The following is an 18,556-nucleotide window of genomic DNA, read 5'->3' on the forward strand; positions in this document are numbered from 1 at the left end:
TTTTTCAATTTGGTTTTGGCGCAAGCCGGCGCTCGGCGATTGACGAACAGCGAAGAATGAGACTAGTGACACGGATCTTGGTTCCCATTCGGTGTACCTCCTTGACCACACCACAAAGACTCGCTAATGTGCCGTTATTCAGTCACTGCTGAGTTGATCAGGATTGAAGGAGAAGTACCTTATGACCAAGACGGGGCGCGTACCGGGCCGCTCCCGGCACAAGGCTAGCCGAACGTTTCAGAACGGTAAGCCGGTTGTCGGGGTGCTGGGTGGGAGTAAATCTGATTTCCCTGTTTTAGAAAAGGCGGGAGCGATCTTGGCACAGTTTGGTATTCCGTATGAACTCTTAGTCGTCTCTGCTCATCGAACACCGGATCGCCTATTTGAGTATGCCACAACAGCTCCCGGTCGTGGAATCAAGGTGATTATCGCAGGCGCCGGCGGAGCGGCTCACCTTCCCGGTATGTTGGCGGCGAAAACTCATCTCCCGGTAATTGGCGTACCCATCCCAACCGAAAATCTTCGTGGTCTCGATTCCTTGTTGTCGATTGTCCAGATGCCCAAAGGGATTCCCGTCGCCACTGTCGCAATCGGTGGTGCCGAGAATGCCGGGATCCTTGCGGCACAAATTCTTGCCGGTAGTTATCCCGAAATTGCTGAACGGATCAAAGACTATCGGACGGTTCAAACGGAGAGCGTGCTCAATTCCCCTGAGGCCAAGGGCAAGAGTTTTGGCAATCTTGGAGCCGATGAGACGAGTCGGCGGTCGTGACCAAACAAATCCTTGAGCCCGGATCCGTTCTCGGTGTGCTGGGTGGCGGCCAATTGGGCGCAATGTTCGCCGGGGCTGCGCGCCGCATGGGCTACCGTGTCGCTGTCTGGGATCCAGACCCAGACGCTCCTGCACATCAAGTAGCCGCGTACTCGTTTACCGCGTCATTCTCGGATGTTACGGTCCGCGAACAATTCGCGAGCATTGCCCAAGCCATCACTCTAGAATGGGAAAACGTGCCGGCCGAGCTTTGTGAATGGTTAGAAGGGTGCCGCTCAATCCGACCGTCCAGTGCTGTCCTACGGACCCTTCAAGATCGGATTGAACAGAAGCAGTTCTTATCGTCTCGACACCTCTTTGTTCCCCCCTTCGCCGTCGTCGAATCGGCCGGCCAGCTGACTCAAGCAGTCGGGCGTCTGGGCCTTCCCGCCATTTGCAAGACAGCACGGAGCGGCTATGATGGGAAAGGTCAGTGGCTACTCAGAGAAGCTTCTGATGTGGCACAGGCTGAGCAAGTCTTGGCAACGGCCAAGTCCGGCCATCGATGGATTCTTGAACAGTTCATTCAGTTTGTAAGAGAGCTCTCAGTTCTGGTCGTACGAAGCAGTACTGGCGAGTGTCAGGTTTATCCGGTCGTCGAGAATCGGCATGAAAAGGGTATCTTGCGTGACACCATCGTACCCGCACCTGTTTCTCCTGATATAGCTGAAAAAGCGAGGCAGCTCTCAACCCAGGCCGTAACTGCGTTACAGGGTGTGGGAGTGTTCTGTGTAGAACTCTTTCACACCCAAGAGGGCAACCTGCTTATTAATGAGATCGCTCCGCGCCCGCATAACTCAGGTCACTATACGTTGGATGTTTGCACAGTATCCCAATTCGAGCAGCAAGTACGAGTGACCTGTGGTCTGCCGTTGGGAGAAACAAGACTCTTGAGCCCAGCGGTGATGGTGAATCTCATCGGTGAAGAAGTGACATGTGTGATGTCTGGCGAAGGTTGCTATGCCCTCCATTCGATCGCGGGAGCCGTGCTTCATCTCTACGGCAAAGGGCTGGTTCGTCCTGGTAGAAAAATGGGCCATGTGACCTTCACTGCTCCCAAGAGTGAGGACGCAGTATCACTGGCCCAACGGTTTATCACACGCATCAGAAAGCCCGCTTAGCTTTGGTTCCTTTATACCGCCCAGCTTCCATTCCAGCCTGAGTTTACAGCCGTTCGATTTTGTCACCACTTAGTTCGCAAGAGATCGGGAGGTTGACAGAAAACCTTACAAACGTAATGGTTAGTTAGGGGTTCTTGAGGTATGACATTTGCTCACCTTCGCGTGTTGTTCTAAATGGCGAAGGAGATACATGGTGCAAAATTTGACCCCGACTGGCAGCGGCGAATCGTCTGGAAGGTTCTACCGATCACTCACGAAACCCAGCTCCCGCTATCTCGTTCTCCAAGGCCTCGTCAGCATCATCTTGTCGTATGAGTTGCTCTTTGGTGCCGACTCCGTCATCAGTCGGGTCGTGAGCAACGGTCTGGTGACGGGGTTATGGCTGGGAATGGCCACGATGGCGATATTGCCCCAAGGAGTGTTGGGAGCGACCTGGTTCAGCGCCGGACTTGTAGCAGTCGATACAGTCCTCGTGACCGCCGTCATCTACCTTTCCGGAAATGCCCGATCCGACCTTTACATTGCTTATTTTGTTGTCATGCTGGTGGCGGCATCAGTCAGGCGGCTGAGCCATGTGCTGGGTCTTTCCCTACTCCTGAGTGTCGGATATGGAGTGGTACTGTATGAAGGGATGCTGCACACAGGTGTCATGGCCACTGGACAGTTGCTGGGGATCCCGGTTCTTCTTGTGATGGCGGTGTTCTATGGAATTGCACTGGAAAGTACAGCCGTGGCGCAAGAGGAGAAGGCCTCGCTTCGAAAAGACGTTGAGGCCTTGAAGAAGACGGAAGGTGAGTTGGAGTCGGAAAAAGTGAAATTGGAAGAACGGCTGAAGGCCTTAAAAGAAGACCTCGCAACGGCGAATGCCGAACTCCGCAATGGGCAAGCGGTTCGGCAAGGACTCGAGCGACAACTTCATGAAGCACAGAAAATGGAAGCGGTCGGACGAGTCGCCGCGAGAATTGCGGGTGAGTTTGGGGCGTTGTTTTCAGTCATTGGAAAACAGACCGGGGTCATGTTGTCGCGCCTGCAGCCGAGCGATCCTCTCAGGTCCTCAGCCGATGAGGTTTTTAAGGTCGGGGAAAAGGCCGCCACGCTTACGGCACAGCTGATTGCCCTGAACCTGGATAGCCAGCCCGTTCGAAAGACAGTGTCCGCCCATGCCGTGCTGGCGGATATGCATAGTATGATCACGAGTCTGTTACCTGATCATATTCAATTGACCGTCGAATCGGACAAGCGAGTGGTCTACGCCGAGGTGGATCGTGAAGGATTAGAAACCGTACTGTTTCAGTTGATTGTGAATGCGCGGGATGCAATGTCGCAGGGAGGTCGTCTGTCGATCGAGGTGAAGGTGATCGAGAAGGTTTCTACATCGAGCCAACCGTTACCGGCCGGCGTCGTGTATCCGCAGGTGCTGATTCAGATCAGCGATACTGGAACCGGAATGAATCTGGATACTCAGACTCACATGTTCGAACCGTTTTTCTCAACGAAGGAGAATAACATCGGTCTCGGTCTCACAGCAGTCTTTGGGATTGTCAAAAAGAACGGAGGTAGGCTGGAGGTGGAGAGTCGACCTGGGCAAGGGACGGTCGTCCGGGTCTTTCTCCCCGCCGCCGCGCCGTCTGCGACGCATGAGGAACTGATTCCGAAAACCATGCTAGCCAAAGGAAATGAAACGGTCCTGTTCGTCGAGGAGAATGAAATTGAACGTAAGCTGGCGCTGTCGGTTTTACAACGGTATGGCTACCGTGTCTTGGAAGCGGCCTCATCGGTCGAGGCGCTGATGCTCACGCAACGGTACAAAGGGATCGTTCATCTCACCGTAAGCCCATTAGTGATGCGGGAAATCGGCGGGCGTGAACTGGCTCGCCGGCTCTTGACCCAGCATCCGACGATGAAGGCGTTGTTTGTCTCCAGCTACGATGATGAAACGATTCTGCATCATCGCATCAACCAGCGATTTGTCTTGCAGCATCCCTATCGTCAGTCAGGGCTCGTGGAAAAGGTCAGGGACGTGTTGGACGCAGCTTGAAAGTGTTCGTCGCTGCTGAAGCTCTCATTATCCGCGCCACATTGATCGACCCGGTGAGAAAAAGCGCACGTCTCTCCGCTTGAAAAGGCCGATGAGGGCCATGCCCGCGATAAAGCCGCCGATGTGGGCAAAGAAGGCGACTCCGCCTCCACTGGCGCCGACGCTCATTCCTCCAATGATCAGTTGAGTAAGGAACCACATGCCGAGGACGATGCCCGCGGCCACGCGGGTCATCCCAATTCCCGGCAATAAGACCAGCACGTGAGCACGTGGAAATAACAAGAGATAGGCGCCGAGCACCGCGGAAATCGCTCCACTGGCTCCGACCATCGGAATTTGGGAGGAAGGATCGGTGAGCGCATGGCTCAGAGCGGCAAGGATTCCGGATAGGATGTAAAAGACCACAAATTTCGCGTGGCCCATCACGTCTTCGATGTTATTGCCGAAAATCCAAAGGTAAAGCATGTTTCCCAGCAAATGCATCCAGCCTCCGTGAAGAAACATGCTGGTCACCAGAGTTAGGGTTGCCGGAAAACCGACTCTGGCTTCCTCCGGGAGTGAGGCGTGGCCGAAGATGATGGAAGGGATGGCGCCGTATTGAAATGCAAACAGTTCGGCCGGTTCTTGGGGAAGATTCACTTGGTAGAGAAACACGGCGACACAGATACCGATGAAGGTCATCGTGACAATGGGAGTAATTTGGGTCGGATTATCGTCGTGAAGCGGAATCACGGTGATCCGTGGTTATGGAGTTCGGCGGTGATCAGTGATGAGACGAGGCAATTCGAGATCGGCCGGAGGCCTTCCGTCGCTTTGTAGTGGAACGGAGAATCCGGCTGCATGGGTATGACCGCCGCCTCCGAATGATGCGGCGATGGTACCGACATCTGTGCCTTCGGCTCTGGAACGCATGCTGAAATAGCGACGACCGTCGCGATCATGCCAGATCAAGCAAAAGGGATGGTGTGGTGAGAGCCGTTCGCCGATCTGGCTCGTGAGGATGGCGCTTTGCACAGAGGGAACGACGACACCTTGGAATTCCACCATAGCCGCCTGTGCGGCAAGCTTGCCGACCAGCTCATATTCATAGCGCAAGATGGCTCGACCCTCCTGCTCAAGCGTTGACTGGGAAAATCGGTCCCACACGGTGAAGTCGAACGGATAGGAAGCCAACGCCGCGTTGATTTCGCGACTCCCCGGCAAGGCCCACGCCCATAGATCTTTGTCTTGAATATACTGAAGCAGCCATGGAGCGGTCGTGCCATGAGCCCATTCCCAACTCAGAACGGCACCGGACTTCGTTTGATCGAAATACGCATGCGGAAAGCCATCCAAGATCCTCTCCGCGGTGATATGGTGGTCTAAAATCAACAGTTCTTTCGTTTCGGAGGCCATAGCCTCAAGAATCGATCGAGCATAGCTGAAGTCAACAATCACGACCCGGCGATCCTTCAGATCGGGTGGGGGAGGGTGGCCGTGTTTTACGGGCAAAAAGCTGGCACTTGGAAATTTTTTCCAGAGAGCCCAAGCCGCACCGAAACCGTCAGAGCAATCGGCATGATATAGGACAATGTCCGGAGAGTCATGGAATGGAGGGGCGGAAGATACGTTACTCATAGAGGTGGGAGAGAATAGCATGCCCAGGCCAGGACTAAAAGGCGTGTTTCAGGTCCGACTCCAGGAACAGACAGGATCACAGCTCGTTCAGATGATTGATCAGCTGCCGAAGTCGGCCGGCGCTACGTCGGTTAAAATTGAACACGAGTCGTTGAAAGTCGCGCAGGGCTGGTTCATCGAGCTCTTCCTCAAGAGAGCCTCGCAGTTCAAATGTGCCGTCGGATAGGAGATCGGTGAATTGGCTCCGGATCTGTTCGAGTTGCTCAAGAGAGATGGTTTGCCTCAGGCGGATCACAAGCTGTCGTCCCACAAAGCGCAAAGAGTGGTAGCGCCGATAGAACCGGAGAATGTGACTGACAGCCGCTTCCGCTGAAGTCACGATTGTAAAAAGATTCATGTCTTCTTCATTGATCAGGTTCCGCTTCAACAGTTGCTTCGTCACAAATGCCGCCCAATCATCCCAATAATCGCAGCCGGGAGCCTGAAGACAGACGATCGGCTGAGGATCGCTCTTGCCGGTTTGGGCCAGCGTGAGGATTTCAAAGCCCTCATCATGCGTGCCGAATCCCCCAGGGAAAAGGGCGATGGCGTTTGCTTCCTTTTGAAACATCAACTTGCGGGTAAAAAAGTATTTGAACGTGATCAACTTCGGATCATCGGCGATGGTGGAATTGGGACCCTGCTCAAACGGCAACATGATGTTGACGCCAAAGCTGTTTTCACGCCCGGCACCTTCCTGAGCGGCGCGCATGATTCCATCCGCCCCTCCAGTGATGACCATGAAGCCCTCTCGAACAATGGCCTGGGCAAACTGGTGCGCGAGTTGGTAATTGGGATCGTCGGCGTGGGTCCGTGCCGAGCCGAAAATGCTGACTTTCTGCCGATTCCGATAGTTGTGGAAGACGCCAAATGCATGACGCAATTCCTTGACCGCGCGGTTCACGATTTTCACATCCAGGAGATCTAAGTGTGCATCATGGAGTTTCAACAGACCGGTCAAGAGCTCTCTCATAAGGGCAGCATGCAAATCGTCATCCGGCCGGTCCAGAAGGGCGCTGATTTGATGAAGGATCTCGTCTCGCGATAACACGGGACGAGGTCGAACCTGCGAAGACTTACCGGTTGTATTCATAACCATCCTTTATTGTGAGTGACACCGAAAATTCTACCAATGGATCAGGCGTTGGTCAAAGATTGATAAGATATTGAGTCGTTAGGACAGGTTGGGCGATTGAGGCAGGTTCGTCAGCACCCAGGCTTTGATCCTGGACTGATCGGCGGGAGAGAGATCAATAAATTGGATCTCCACGCCCGGACGTGTGTCCAGGATGGAACGGGTTGTGCTGGGCGGGTGTTCGAGGGTTGTGTTATTCAGCACAGTCCCTCGGATTGTCAGGGGACTCATCGCCTCAGAGAGGCAAAAGCTCAAGATGACTTTGGTGCCAGGCAACAGTAATGCGGGAGACTCCACGGAAGCTCCGGCATGACTGAGTTGTGTGATGGCGACTTGATGCTCAGCTCCCACCCGCTCTCCATCCATGATGCTAATCGTCGCCGAAATGTGTGTCACGCATCGTTTGGGTAAAAGGACCAGGTCACGCGCAGTGAGGACGCCGACCGGCTGATCTTGTTTGGTGACGATGAGGATCGGTGTGCCTGTCGACATCATGAGCGTCGAGGCTTCCTCCATCGCCCGATCATACTCGATGAATTGAACTGGGCGTGTCATGATCGTCCGTACTTCGATGTCATCAGGTTCAAGGCCCTGCGCAACGACTTTCTTCACGATATCGGTCGGCGTCATAAGTCCGAAACGAGACTCCGTATCCTTGACGAGGAGACAGGGCATCCGTTCACGTTCCAGCAACGATGCCGCTTCAGTGACGGATACGTCCCCTGGAATCTGAACCACGCCAGGTGTCATCATATGTGAAACCAGAGTAACCTCGTAATGCGACGCCTTGGGCTGTTGATCGTCTTTGTCTGCCATGTCTCAGCCAAGCCCTTTTTTCTCACGAATCTGCCCTCCTGGCGGCTGGAACGTATGCCAAGTATAGCAGAAGGTTTCTCGGCCCCATGATAGGTTGAAAGCCTTGTCATGCAATGGTTTTACGGCATACACTAGGTGCAGATTTTGACTGCAGCCGAAAGAAAAAACATGGCTCTCACAGAGTTCTGCCATAGAGAATTCCTTCGTCGGCTCGGGGCAATTCCGGTGCATGGGCTAGGGCTTTCCGTTGATATCCATTCCCCCGACCTCACTAGCTTGCGGCGAAGACTGCAAGAACGTCAAGTGTCACCTGTTTATCTTGAAGTATTCCGCACCACCACGAAGGCCTTGGTCTCTGCCAAGAAGGAGATCGGCAACGGCTTGCTGGCCTACCATGGCGAAGGGTTGTGGGTCACTCATCCTGGGGTGACGGAGTCTCAGGCCTTTAGACAAGCCGTCAGCGAAGCGGTTGACCACCTTCAAGTATTGCAGAGTGCGTGGCTCAATCACGAATGTGCAACCAAATTCCTTGCCGGCTATTACTACGGCACCTATGTTCCCCCCCTCTACACTCAAACAAGCGCCGAAGTGGTCGCTGATAATACACGACTGACACAAAGTCTTCTCGATCAACAATGCTGTCTGCCGAATGGCGGCACACCATTGATGTTGCTGGAAATGCCGCCCCTCACATACTTTGTCGCCGGGACCCTATCTATCCCGGAGTTTTTTCGGGTCGTCACCGATCAATCACCATGTGGCCTGGTCTTGGATGTCGGCCATCTCTGGACGGTGTTTCGCTATTCCGGAGCGTATCGAGCGATGTCGCTCACAGAATTTGTCGACACCTTTCTCAGCGAGTTCCCCTTGCACCGTGTTGTGGAGATTCACGTCGCGGGTTTGGCCGTTCACGAATCAAGCGGAACTCTCGCCTCACGACCGTCAGGGTTGGCAAGCGAGGGGACCCTGCCTGCATGGATCGATGCGCATGCGGCGCCCATTCCATGTGTCTTATTCGAGATGCTCGATCAGATTCTGGCGCATCCACGGCTCACCAGCCTGAAGGGGCTTGCCTTGGAGGTGGACACGAAACCGGTAGAATTGATCGTCGATGAATTTGCCGAATTTTCCCGACGTTATGCGCATTTCTTCGAACGGAGGAGCATGATCGAAGAGGGCGCGCTTGAGCGCGACGAATTCTCATTTAAGAACCAGGCAAGGACGGCAACCACTACTCGGTCTCTCGAAGAAGGCTATGATCATTACGCGAATGTGCTGGCAAGGAAGGCTGAACCGTCCGGAGCGGAGTGGGGCCAAGACTTAACCCGCCTCCAAGATTTGGACCTCTATCGGTCCGCGTATCTTCCCCATGAGATCCTCCATTGGGGAGGTGATCTGGAAGACATGTTCGTGGAGTCCTGTCGTCGGCTCAGAGAACGAGGGGTGTCATTCGACGGATTTGTGACATTCTGGTTCCGCGAGCCACGGCCGCTCTGCGAGACCTATGATTTTTTTCTGTTGAAAGTGGAGCGGTTTGTGGAGTTTGTTCAGGAGATGGCGCCTGAGTTGCTGAGCATTGTCGAAAAAGAAGCCGAGGAGCTTCGGCAAGCCTACCGGTTTGCCAACGAGCCCGATCTTTCAGTGCACACGAGCTGCACATGAGCTTTTGGCTGAATCTCCCACGTCCGATCATCGGACTGTCGCCGATGGATGGAGTGACCGATGCCTGCTTCCGTTCCGTGGTCGCGCGTCAGAGCAGGCCGGATGTCATCTTTACCGAATTCACGCACGTGCATGACGTCTGCCGCGGGCCGGAGATCCATCTGGAGACGCTGCTGTATAGCGAGATCGAGCGACCGGTCATCGCGCAGCTATACGGCAAGGATCCGGACCTCTTTTATATGGCCGCGCACGCGGTGTGTGAATTGGGCTTCGACGGGCTGGATATCAACATGGGATGTCCCTCGAAGAGTGTGGCATCTTCCGGTTCAGGCGCGGGGCTCATCCGCACTCCCGAACTGGCTCGCGCCATCATTCAGGCGGCCAAACATGGCATCGACGACTGGGCACGTGGGCAAACGCTCGAACAAGCAGGTTTCAAGTCGGCCCGCGTCGACGCATTTGAACGTCTGAATCGACAACGCAACAGTGGAGCATTGGTCCAACGACGGCGACTGCCGCTTTCCGTCAAGACCAGACTTGGATACGATTCAGTCACGGTCGAAACATGGCTCGAACAGCTTTTGATGGAACAGCCGGTAGTGATCTCGCTTCACGGACGAACCCTCACACAGATGTACCGAGGGGCAGCGGATTGGTCGGCCATTGCACGGGCAGCCGCCTTGGCGAAGGCAACCGGAACGTTGCTGTTGGGGAACGGCGATGTGCAAAGCCCCGAAGACGCGGTGTCACGGGTCCGCGAGACAGGTGTCGATGGAGTGCTGGTTGGGCGCGCCGTGCTGGGTGCGCCATGGTTCTTTCGCTCCAAGGAACAGGTCCGGCAGCGGATTTGTGAATCGAACGGTGCCCCGGGCGCCTCAGAACCCGGGCCGGCAGTCTCACAGGAGGAACGTTTCGCCATTCTGGTGGATCATGCCCATCAGTTCCAAGCGCTCTATGGCCGACAACAATTCTATCGTATGCGCAAACATTTGGGCTGGTATTGCAAAGGCTTTGCGTATGCGGCCGCCCTTCGCGCACGAATGGTGCGGGTGTCTTCCGCCGAAGAATTGGACGAGGTTCTCGTGGACTTTCAGGACCGGGCCCAGGCCGGAATCGGAGCTCCGCAAGCTGAATCTCTCGACGAGTTGAGTCTTCCAGCGTCACGATGCAGCTAGTCCTGGCATCGAATTCCCCGCGCCGCCAAGAACTCCTCGCATTGCTGGGTCTTTCCTTTGAGGTCTGCCCGTCGAGCTTCCACGAGCGACCCATTGCCGGGTGGTCGCCCATTCAACAGGTCAGACATTTCGCTCTTGAAAAAGCACGATCCGTGGCTCGTGGGCAGCCACAGGTTCTTGTGCTCGGCGGTGATACCGTGATCGATCTCGATGGGGAACTCTTGGGGAAACCCGTCGATCTTCAGGACGCACGCGCGATGCTTGGACGTCTGGCCGGCCGTTCACATCGGGTTCATACTGCCGTCGCGGTATGCCACTGTGAACGAGGCATCGAATCGATGGATGTCGTTACGGCGACAGTGGAAATGAAAGCGGACGTCGAGTATGTTTATGAACGATATCTCGCAACGGAGGAATCGTTGGGCAAAGCGGGAGCCTATGCGATTCAAGGACTCGGCGGGGACCTCGTGGAGCGGGTCGACGGCGATTATACGACGGTGGTGGGCTTGCCCTTGAAACTCGTCACCCGGCTTCTTCGGTCGATCGGCTATCCTGTTCCTGTGTGCGTCGATGTTCTGTATGAACGTAAGCCGTATGCGAACTGGAGCCGGTTCGTCGGCTAATTGCAAAGAGGGGGGCCGTTCCCCTACAATGCCCGCCATTCATCTCTTGCCGCGCGCATCGGTACGCCGTCGCGTCTGAACAACAAAGGGAAGGCATGACTCTTCGCAAACATATGACCCTGGTACCGGTTTTCGGGCTGATCGGAGTCTTGGCAGTAGGGAATGGATCGTTGTGGGCGATCGACGTCACTCTGTCCTCAGAAGAGGCCCACAAAGTACTCGAAACCGGTCGACTTCCGATGGAAAAAGCCAATTCGCCCGAGGACGTGAAGAAAGTCCTTCAGCAAGCGTCCGTGGCCACTCGGGTCGGCGCCGATCCGGAGAAAGATCCCTGCGGAGCGAGCGCCGTGCTTCGTACGAAGCGGTATAGATTGGAAGCCTTCGGTCGTCAAGAAGCCGCAGAATCGAAAAAACGAAAAACCGAAGTGCGCATGCCGGAAGAGTTCATCAATAAAGTGATGGACATGCCCAACATGGAGATGGAAGTGCAATTGTGCGGCGATGACGAGTATTTTGCCGAAGGGGCGTTGATCGAGTTGCACCAGGGTTCGAAGCGGATCAAGCCTGTCGACGTTGGCAAGGCAGAACGCGGGCGCAAGAACGAAGGCAACGGTCCGGCCTTCCGGTCCCGGTTCACGGCGCTCTTCGCCTATGAGCAGTTCGACCCCAACGAAACGTCGGTCTTCGTGGTCAATCTGCAAGATGGAAAAGAGATCAGGATTCCCGCCGACCTATCCAAAGTGAAATAAGCCGGTTATCCCCACGCCTTCTTTCCCCGTTTCAACAACATCTTGAACAGTGGTTTCATGTCCTTACGAACGTTTTGGCGGCGGTGCCGCTGACGTTCGACCATGCGTCCTGCAACGAATCCGGCGCGGACGCTGGTCGAGTACTTGAGAAACTGTCGGATGTGAGCTTCCGCCTGAATCGCGTCCTGGTGCGTACCCAACAGATCTTGGACCGCCCGAGCGGACTTGATAAAACGGGTTGCGGGTTTGCCCACCGAGCTGCGAGCGAGCTCCGACGCGTAGCGTGCGCGTTTGGTCTTGATGCGGATATTGTGAAGTACGGCATCAGACGGAGAATGACGGAGACGCCTGATCACCTTGCGCAGTTTCTTGAATGCCCGCTTGGCCAGTTGCTGGACAGTCAGGGGAGATTCTACCACCGAAGGATCCTGCGCAGCTTGTTGAAGCCGCCGGATGAGTTCGAGATATCGGGCGCTCGTGAGTTCGCTGAGGATCATCTGCTGAACGGCATCCCGTTGAGTGCGAAGGTGAGAGATGAATTGCGCCAGCAGCTTGCGATCCCGCGCTTCGAACCCGGCGGATTCATCCGTAAAATACGAAATCTGTACATCGAGATCCCGGGCCGGCCCCAGCAGCTCACTGAGCCAATCGAGCTCCTGTTGCAATGATGTCACCCATGCCGGAAGGAGGATCGGCCGAGCCGTGCGGAGCACCGCGCGCAGGCGTCTGGTCGCCACACGCATCTGATGCAGACTTTCGCTCTCGGTTCCGAGCCTCGTCCCGGGATCATGAGCGATGAGCCACTGGACGTGCTGAGCGAGCGCCCACTTCAGGTGCTCGATCACCGGCGCCTCCGGCCCAGGCGGGTTCGGAAGAGTGGGGGTTGGGAGCGAGAGGGCCCGAAAGAATTTAGGCCGCCCGTCGTGATCGGAAGCACCGGCTTCGCGCATCCGCTGTTCGAGTGAACGAAGCGAAGTTTCATCGCCTTGGCGCTGTTCGATTTCGAGCTCACGAAAACGCTGGATGGTACGGCCGTTCTTGACCACCGACACCGTGTCGAGGGCGAGCTCGGCGATCGGAACTCGGTCATGGCGTACCAGAAGGCCGGTTCGCCAGACTCGCAGTGTGACTATCGGCACCACGTTCCGATGCCCAAGATGGAGTATCAACAGGCTGCGTAGTGAGGCGGGGGGCTTGGCTTGATCACCGGCCGTTTCCACTTCCTGCCGATCGTCGCCCAGCGGCACTTTAAGCTGCCACGCCTGTTTGCCCCGTTCGATTCGATAGCGAAGGGTAATTTGCGCATGGGCCAAGTCATAGGCGGTAGTGTCGTAATAGGTGGAGATCAGCTGCCGCCGAGGGAGCAGAGTGCCGGGAAGCCGAGGGAGTCGGAAGTCTGGATCAACGGACAGCTTGAGCTCACGCTCAGGCTGTGAGGAGATCTGGGAAGAGTGGTGCTCAGAAGCCGAACGTTTGTCCGATCGAGTCATTGCAAGACCTGTGTGTCAGATGGGTGTGTGTAAGTGTGAACGCTCGAGATGGGAGATGCAAGTCACGGTGGGTCTTCAGCGAAGACCAAGGTAGGTCGCACGAGCGGCTAGTGAGTTGGAAGGGAGAGGCGAAACTGCCTCGGGGATTAGAAGTCGTCGACCGAAACAGGTCGGAGAAAATCGCGCACGGATACAAGGCCCACAAGGGCTCCTCCTTTTGTCACTCCCAGATGGAGAGTGCGATGCTTGTCCATGAGGTCGGCTGCCTCCGTCAACGGTCGCCGCTCCTCAATGCCGGGAACCGGACTACTCATGATCTCTTCCACCGGCACGAAGTACGCCGCTTTCTCGGCCCCCACGAATTTCTTGACGACATCCGATTCCGTCACAATGCCGATGATCTTCGCTTGACGAGCCACCAGGACGCTTTCGACATTACAAGCTTTCATCACCTTTACGGCTTCCACGACCGATGTGCCTGTTTCGACCGTCACGAGCTCTTTTCTCATCAAATTACCAACTGTAACCATCTGATCCTCCTTTTTGTTATTTTAGTAGTGGTTCCAGGTTACCAATGACCTGTTGCATATGCGTTAGGCAGGCATTACACGGCGGTAAAATTTGGAGGACTCAACAAAGGACGGTTCACCCGGTCTCGGGGATTCAGTCATGACGCAGTGATGTATATAGAGCCGAAACAAGTCGGCTGAAAAACCGAGTGGCGGGGTGAGTGCGCTGCGAGATTTCAACTGAGAGGGTCGCCGTGCCCCCCACTTTCTGTTCGACTGATGAGGTCGATATTTTCTCGGACGAGAGCCGGTGGGATCCTCGCGCCCCGTTCCGGCTCTCGTCAGCCCACTTCGCGTTCACGATTGAGTCTCCTTCTACTGAGAATCGATAAGGCAGTTGACTTATTCGCCTTCTGCAGAGAACGCTTTATACATGACTCCCAACACGGCACCCAGCAACAACGCTTCGATAATCAGTGTTCCCATTTCTTTCACCTCCTTTCCCGTCTTGACGGTTCCACACCAGTCTGTCGTCGAGTGCGATCTTTGCCGCTCAATACGGAACAAGCTTATCGAGAGATTGTTTCTGACTGGTTAAGGCCATGCTAAGTCGGTGTGAAGCGCGGTTAAGTCTTAGTTAGGAATGCGTTTTCAGGTGATGAACAAGCGCGGAGCGTCAGAAGGGGGGAAGAATGGGATGGAGTTTCGCTGATGGCGGTTCAAGTCAACCGGGAGTAGAGGAGATGGACGGCGAGCCTCGTTATTCGAATTCCTCCCATCCACTCAATCGGCTGCCGAGCACCAGGGTTCGTCGCGTGGTGGAAACGAGGATAAGACCTTGGTCGTTATCCACTCCCAGGATTTGTTCGTGTACGTCCAATGGTTTCGATGCAAAACCACCGAGCAATGGGGTGAATCCCACCAATCGTTCATTGGTAATGAAGACGGCTCCATAGTCGTTGCTATGGAAGCGACGGATCTTTTCACGCATGGCCAACGGCTCTTCAAGCCATAGGCCGTTGACTCCGCGAAATCCATATACATGACGATCCGTTCTCACGATGCTGAAGGTCGGGAGGATCTTCCGCTCGAGGACCTTTTCGTTGAGATCCAGTTCTTTTTTGCTCCAGGTCAGGGCACGGCTTGAAAACCCTAGGAGGCGGCGAGAGGTCACCACAATGCCATTGATCCCGTTCGCGTCCGAAGCGATCACGACCTCCTGCGCATCTAAAGGTATCTCCCTCCGGCCGCTCAAGAGACTGGTTGCTACGGCAAGGCCGGACTCTACTCGCACGGTGACGTCAGACTGAAGTTCAGCCCGCGTGACGTCTTGAGCAAAGACCCAGAACAGAGCACAAGAGACAGCTAATGGCATGCGGCCCAGCCGGGAAGAGTGTTCGGCTACGTGCATAGTGGATTGGATGGATTCCCCATGTTCCTTGTCCACCAGTCGCACGCTTCATTACTGGAGGACAAACTCCAGCTAAGTGCTTAGCGCCCACCACTCATTGGAACGAACGACAGACCGATGGAGAGCGCGATCAAGACGATGATGATCCACTCAAGGACCTCCATCCGCCTGGTGCCGGCTCGATCCGACATCTTGCCGTAGATACTTTCCAGCGTCTGCAGTTTGCGGAGGATGCTCGCGTCCCAGGCTTCCAAATGGAACCGTTGGGAGACGAGCCGATACACGCGCGCGAGGTACTGATCGCCCAATAACTTCAAGGTGTTGGTGACACGTTCGAAGAGCAGGGCGTTATCGACCTGCAGCTGCGCAATGTGCATCGTGTCTTTTTCATGGGAGCCGGGCAGCGACAGGAGGCGCGGCTTGCGAGATAAGGCCTCGTAGGCCTCGTCCAGCGCTCGGTCGAGTTGTTCGTCGAGGATTCGCATCTCCAGCAATTCGACGTTGGCGAATTCCAGCACAGCGCGCACGTCGTCCATGTCTTTGCCGAACAACACTGCCGAGTGCCAGTCGATGATTGCGGCGTCCTCTCGCCCGAACGAGATCCGGCAGGAGACGGCGTCGGCCACTTCCTGGTCTGAAAACGGGGTCCGTTCGGCGCGCAGGAGATGGGCCAAATCGGGTTCGTTACTCGACCACAGCGGAGGTTTCTCCGGCACTGAGGATTCAATTAAAAAGATGATGTAATCTTCCACATCCTTTGCAATGGATGGCCGCTCGATTGCAGAACCGAGCGCGTGGACCAATTGCTCCACGCGGCTGCGCGATTCAGTCAGCAACCGGTCGTTCTCATAGAGCGACTCGCTCAGATCCAATAACCGATCAAACGGTCCTTCAAGGGGAAAACGATAGGTAATGGTGACGGCTCCAAAATCGTACACCATGACTTCGACCGTCGGGCTGGCCTGATACTGGCTGACATCGAAAACACTCCCTTCCTGAACCAGCCGCAGCGGAGCCGGCCGATACTCGAAGTACTGAGGGGCTCTGGTCTTATGACGAAGACGCCCGCGTTCGGCTCCGGCGATGATATGCCGTTCCGCATCAGTCAGGTCGATGGAGTGCCCCACATCATAGGCAAAGAGGGCGAAGCAGACCCCTTTCGTGATGGTCAGGTTTTGCAACATAGGACTGATCCTATGACGGCCGCATCCAGCTCCCTGCTTGTTCGAGCATCCGCTGTTGGGAATCGAACGGAGGTTCTCCGGGGCTCGGAGCCACCCGCTCATAGGTGCCGTCCCGGGTCATTCGGCGGAGCTGGACCGTGTCTCGTAGATGCGGAAGCAGAATGTCGTCGCGGATCGCCTGTCGGAGGTCGGGTGATTCCACGGGAAAGACCACTTCAATTCGGCCGTCAAGGTTTCGAGGCATGAGGTCGGCGCTCCCGAGCCACAGCTCCTCTTCTTGGCCTGATCGGAAGTAAAAGATGCGGCTGTGCTCGAGAAACCGTCCGACGAGCGAGGTCACCGCGATCCGCTCGCTGACACCCGGGACTCCCGGACGAAGGCTGCATATTCCCCGTACCTGCAAGTCGATCTGCACTCCTGCCTGAGAGGCCCGATACAGCGCCTGGATGCAGGTGGGGTCCGTCAGCGCGTTCAGCTTCAGCGCGATGTACCCTTGGCTGCCGTCATGGTGCCGGGCCGACACGCGGTCGATCCGTTGGACGATCCCTTCTCTGACTCCGTCCGGCGCTACCATCAGGCGGTGATAGTGAATCGAACCGGCGTATCCGGTCAGCGCATTGAACAGCGTGACGACATCAGACGTAATGGCCGGATTGCGGGTCAAGAGCGCCAGGTCGGTATAGACCCGGGCCGTTGCGGGATTGTAGTTCCCGGTGCTGAGATGGGTATAACGGGCGAGGCGGTCTCCTTCTCGTCTTATGATGAGACACATTTTTGCGTGGGTCTTAAAGCCGACCAGTCCATAGACCACGTGAACACCGGCCCGTTCCATTTCCTGAGCCCACTGGATATTGTGTTCTTCGTCGAAGCGAGCCTTCAGTTCCACGAGAGCCGTGACTTCTTTGCCGTTTTCGCGGGCTTGCATCAAGGCCTCCACAACAGGCGACTGGCGCCCCACGCGGTACAGTGTCTGTTTGATCGCCACGACATCCGGATCGGTGGCCGCGAGGCGCAGCCACTCAACGATGGGCATGAAGCTGTCGTACGGGTGGTACACCAGTACGTCTCGGTCTCGAATCGAGGCGAACATATCCGGCTTGGTCAGGATTGGGGTCGGCTTGTGGGCTGCCGGAGGATCTTTCAGATCGGGTCGGTCGAGTTGCGTCAATTCGATCAAATCGGCCATGCCGAGCGGACCGGGAACTGCCTGGATCTGATCCGAGGCCAGTTCAAGGTTGTGCGCGAGCATCTCACGTATCCGGTCCGGCATCTTTCCACTGACTTCCAGGCGGACGGCCGTTCCGAAATGCCGCAGGCGAAGGCTTTCTTGGATCGCCTCAAGCAGATCGGCGGCTTCATCCTCTTCGATGTCGGGGTCCGCATCGCGCGTGACCCGGAAGGGATAGGCCGCGATCACCGCGCAGCCGGGAAACAACAGGTCCAAATTCGCGGCGATGACGTCCTCGATCCACACAAACCCACTGGGCGCCGGCTCAGGACCGGCCCCTGTCGAGAACTCCGGGACGTTGAGCAAGCGCGGGAACAGAGGTGGAACTTTCAGTCGTGCAAACCGTTCCTGACCGTCGGTGTGACGGATGACGATCGCAAGGTTCATAGAGAGGTTGGAAATATGGGGAAACGGATGAGCGGCATCGAAGGCGAGAGGGGTCAGAACGGGAAGAACCGCGGTTGTAAAGTAGTCACGAAGGTGCTTCGTCGCATCCGCCCCGAGATCTGAATGGCTGACAAGGTGAACTCCGGCCTCCCGAAGTTTCGGCAAGAGATCCCCTTCCCAGCAGTTCAGGTGTCTCGTCAACAAGAGATCAAGCTCCCGTTTGATCGATTCAAGTTGCTGTTTCGGTGTCAGTCCATCGGGCGGGGCGTCGACCGCTCCGGTGTGCAATTGCCAATAGAGACCGGACATCCGGATCATGAAAAACTCGTCCAGATTTCGGCTGAAGATGGAGAGGAATTTTACCCGCTCCAGAAGAGGATGCCGGGTATCCAGGGCTTCTTCTAAGACCCGTTCGTTGAAACGTAGCCAACTCAATTCACGATTGATATAGAGAGAGGAGTCTGCGAGGTCCATGTGCCTGTTCCAACCTAAAGCCGACCGTCCGCCGAAGCAGCTGTGATCTCGCTGCCTAGATTGAGGATAGTCGCCTCGGTGGCAATG

General features: G+C 55.8%; 16 protein-coding genes. 7 read left to right on the forward strand and 9 right to left on the reverse strand.

Translation table 11 applies throughout. The annotated features are described in order from the left end of the window. The first annotated feature begins 181 nt into the window (after nt 1-181). The 3 genes from purE (at nt 182) to H8K03_13425 (ending at nt 3,970) form a co-directional block, all read left to right on the forward strand. Complete coding sequence (gene purE, locus H8K03_13415; GenBank protein UVT18812.1) at nt 182-772, forward strand: 5-(carboxyamino)imidazole ribonucleotide mutase; 591 nt, start codon at nt 182-184, stop codon at nt 770-772. Continuing rightward, the gene (locus H8K03_13420) at nt 769-1,932 is read left to right on the forward strand and encodes a 5-(carboxyamino)imidazole ribonucleotide synthase (protein ID UVT18813.1); all 1,164 of its coding nucleotides are present in this window, start codon (nt 769-771) and stop codon (nt 1,930-1,932) included. The genes purE and H8K03_13420 overlap by 4 nt, the downstream gene beginning before the upstream one ends. Nucleotides 1,933-2,122: 190 nt before the next feature. Then, nucleotides 2,123-3,970 carry a response regulator gene (locus tag H8K03_13425; protein ID UVT18814.1) on the forward strand — a complete coding sequence of 616 codons (1,848 nt, stop codon included), beginning with the start codon at nt 2,123-2,125 and terminating at the stop codon, nt 3,968-3,970. Nucleotides 3,971-3,997: 27 nt separating this feature from the next. Here H8K03_13425 and H8K03_13430 read toward each other — a convergent pair whose 3' ends face one another. From H8K03_13430 to H8K03_13445, 4 genes are all read right to left on the reverse strand, one after another. Beyond that, nucleotides 3,998-4,702 (reverse strand): rhomboid family intramembrane serine protease, encoded by a 705-nt coding sequence (locus tag H8K03_13430; protein UVT18815.1) that lies wholly within the window; start codon nt 4,700-4,702, stop codon nt 3,998-4,000. A 12-nt stretch (nt 4,703-4,714) separates the two neighbouring features. After that, a complete protein-coding gene (locus tag H8K03_13435) occupies nt 4,715-5,407 on the reverse strand; it encodes a phosphoesterase (protein UVT18816.1) in 693 nt (230 codons plus the stop codon). A 256-nt stretch (nt 5,408-5,663) separates the two neighbouring features. After that, on the reverse strand, nt 5,664-6,719 hold the full coding sequence (locus H8K03_13440; GenBank protein UVT18817.1) for an LOG family protein: 1,056 nt from the start codon (nt 6,717-6,719) through the stop codon (nt 5,664-5,666). Nucleotides 6,720-6,800: 81 nt separating this feature from the next. Further along, entirely contained in the window at nt 6,801-7,577 is a 777-nt protein-coding gene (locus H8K03_13445) for a CBS domain-containing protein (protein ID UVT18818.1), read from the reverse strand. A gap of 168 nt (nt 7,578-7,745) precedes the next feature. Here H8K03_13445 and H8K03_13450 point away from each other — a divergent pair, with 168 nt between their 5' ends. From H8K03_13450 to H8K03_13465, 4 genes are all read left to right on the forward strand, one after another. Further along, nucleotides 7,746-9,239 carry a DUF692 family protein gene (locus tag H8K03_13450; GenBank protein ID UVT18819.1) on the forward strand — a complete coding sequence of 498 codons (1,494 nt, stop codon included), beginning with the start codon at nt 7,746-7,748 and terminating at the stop codon, nt 9,237-9,239. Next, the gene (locus H8K03_13455) at nt 9,236-10,414 is read left to right on the forward strand and encodes a tRNA-dihydrouridine synthase (protein ID UVT18820.1); all 1,179 of its coding nucleotides are present in this window, start codon (nt 9,236-9,238) and stop codon (nt 10,412-10,414) included. The genes H8K03_13450 and H8K03_13455 overlap by 4 nt, the downstream gene beginning before the upstream one ends. After that, nucleotides 10,405-11,037 (forward strand): septum formation protein Maf, encoded by a 633-nt coding sequence (maf, locus tag H8K03_13460; protein UVT18821.1) that lies wholly within the window; start codon nt 10,405-10,407, stop codon nt 11,035-11,037. The genes H8K03_13455 and maf overlap by 10 nt, the downstream gene beginning before the upstream one ends. A gap of 95 nt (nt 11,038-11,132) precedes the next feature. After that, nucleotides 11,133-11,786, forward strand: a complete 654-nt coding sequence (locus H8K03_13465; GenBank protein ID UVT18822.1) for a hypothetical protein — start codon at nt 11,133-11,135, stop codon at nt 11,784-11,786. 5 nt (nt 11,787-11,791) lie between these two features. On the opposite strand, the gene H8K03_13470 is transcribed toward H8K03_13465, so the two are convergent. The 5 genes from H8K03_13470 to ppk1 all read right to left on the reverse strand — a co-directional run bounded on the left by H8K03_13470 (nt 11,792) and on the right by ppk1 (nt 18,469). Then, nucleotides 11,792-13,276 carry a CYTH and CHAD domain-containing protein gene (locus H8K03_13470; GenBank protein ID UVT18823.1) on the reverse strand — a complete coding sequence of 495 codons (1,485 nt, stop codon included), beginning with the start codon at nt 13,274-13,276 and terminating at the stop codon, nt 11,792-11,794. Nucleotides 13,277-13,422: 146 nt separating this feature from the next. Then, on the reverse strand, nt 13,423-13,806 hold the full coding sequence (locus H8K03_13475; GenBank protein ID UVT18824.1) for a CBS domain-containing protein: 384 nt from the start codon (nt 13,804-13,806) through the stop codon (nt 13,423-13,425). A gap of 739 nt (nt 13,807-14,545) precedes the next feature. Then, on the reverse strand, nt 14,546-15,232 hold the full coding sequence (locus H8K03_13480; GenBank protein UVT18825.1) for a hypothetical protein: 687 nt from the start codon (nt 15,230-15,232) through the stop codon (nt 14,546-14,548). Nucleotides 15,233-15,276: 44 nt separating this feature from the next. After that, nucleotides 15,277-16,380 carry a hypothetical protein gene (locus tag H8K03_13485; GenBank protein UVT18826.1) on the reverse strand — a complete coding sequence of 368 codons (1,104 nt, stop codon included), beginning with the start codon at nt 16,378-16,380 and terminating at the stop codon, nt 15,277-15,279. Between the two features lie 10 nt (nt 16,381-16,390). Further along, on the reverse strand, nt 16,391-18,469 hold the full coding sequence (gene ppk1, locus H8K03_13490) for a polyphosphate kinase 1 (GenBank protein UVT18827.1): 2,079 nt from the start codon (nt 18,467-18,469) through the stop codon (nt 16,391-16,393). Nucleotides 18,470-18,556 lie beyond the last annotated feature (87 nt).

This window comes from Nitrospira sp. (genome assembly GCA_024760545.1).
Classification (GTDB): domain Bacteria; phylum Nitrospirota; class Nitrospiria; order Nitrospirales; family Nitrospiraceae; genus Nitrospira_D.

Coding starts and splice junctions, on each gene's coding strand:
- purE (UVT18812.1), top strand. CDS start 182: ATGACCAAGACGGGGCGCGTACCGGGCCGCTCCCGGCACAAGGCTAGC.
- H8K03_13425 (UVT18814.1), top strand. CDS start 2,123: ATGGTGCAAAATTTGACCCCGACTGGCAGCGGCGAATCGTCTGGAAGG.
- H8K03_13440 (UVT18817.1), bottom strand. CDS start 6,719: ATGAATACAACCGGTAAGTCTTCGCAGGTTCGACCTCGTCCCGTGTTA.
- H8K03_13445 (UVT18818.1), bottom strand. CDS start 7,577: ATGGCAGACAAAGACGATCAACAGCCCAAGGCGTCGCATTACGAGGTT.
- H8K03_13450 (UVT18819.1), top strand. CDS start 7,746: ATGGCTCTCACAGAGTTCTGCCATAGAGAATTCCTTCGTCGGCTCGGG.
- H8K03_13455 (UVT18820.1), top strand. CDS start 9,236: ATGAGCTTTTGGCTGAATCTCCCACGTCCGATCATCGGACTGTCGCCG.
- maf (UVT18821.1), top strand. CDS start 10,405: ATGCAGCTAGTCCTGGCATCGAATTCCCCGCGCCGCCAAGAACTCCTC.
- H8K03_13465 (UVT18822.1), top strand. CDS start 11,133: ATGACTCTTCGCAAACATATGACCCTGGTACCGGTTTTCGGGCTGATC.
- H8K03_13470 (UVT18823.1), bottom strand. CDS start 13,276: ATGACTCGATCGGACAAACGTTCGGCTTCTGAGCACCACTCTTCCCAG.
- H8K03_13475 (UVT18824.1), bottom strand. CDS start 13,806: ATGGTTACAGTTGGTAATTTGATGAGAAAAGAGCTCGTGACGGTCGAA.
- H8K03_13485 (UVT18826.1), bottom strand. CDS start 16,380: ATGTTGCAAAACCTGACCATCACGAAAGGGGTCTGCTTCGCCCTCTTT.
- ppk1 (UVT18827.1), bottom strand. CDS start 18,469: ATGGACCTCGCAGACTCCTCTCTCTATATCAATCGTGAATTGAGTTGG.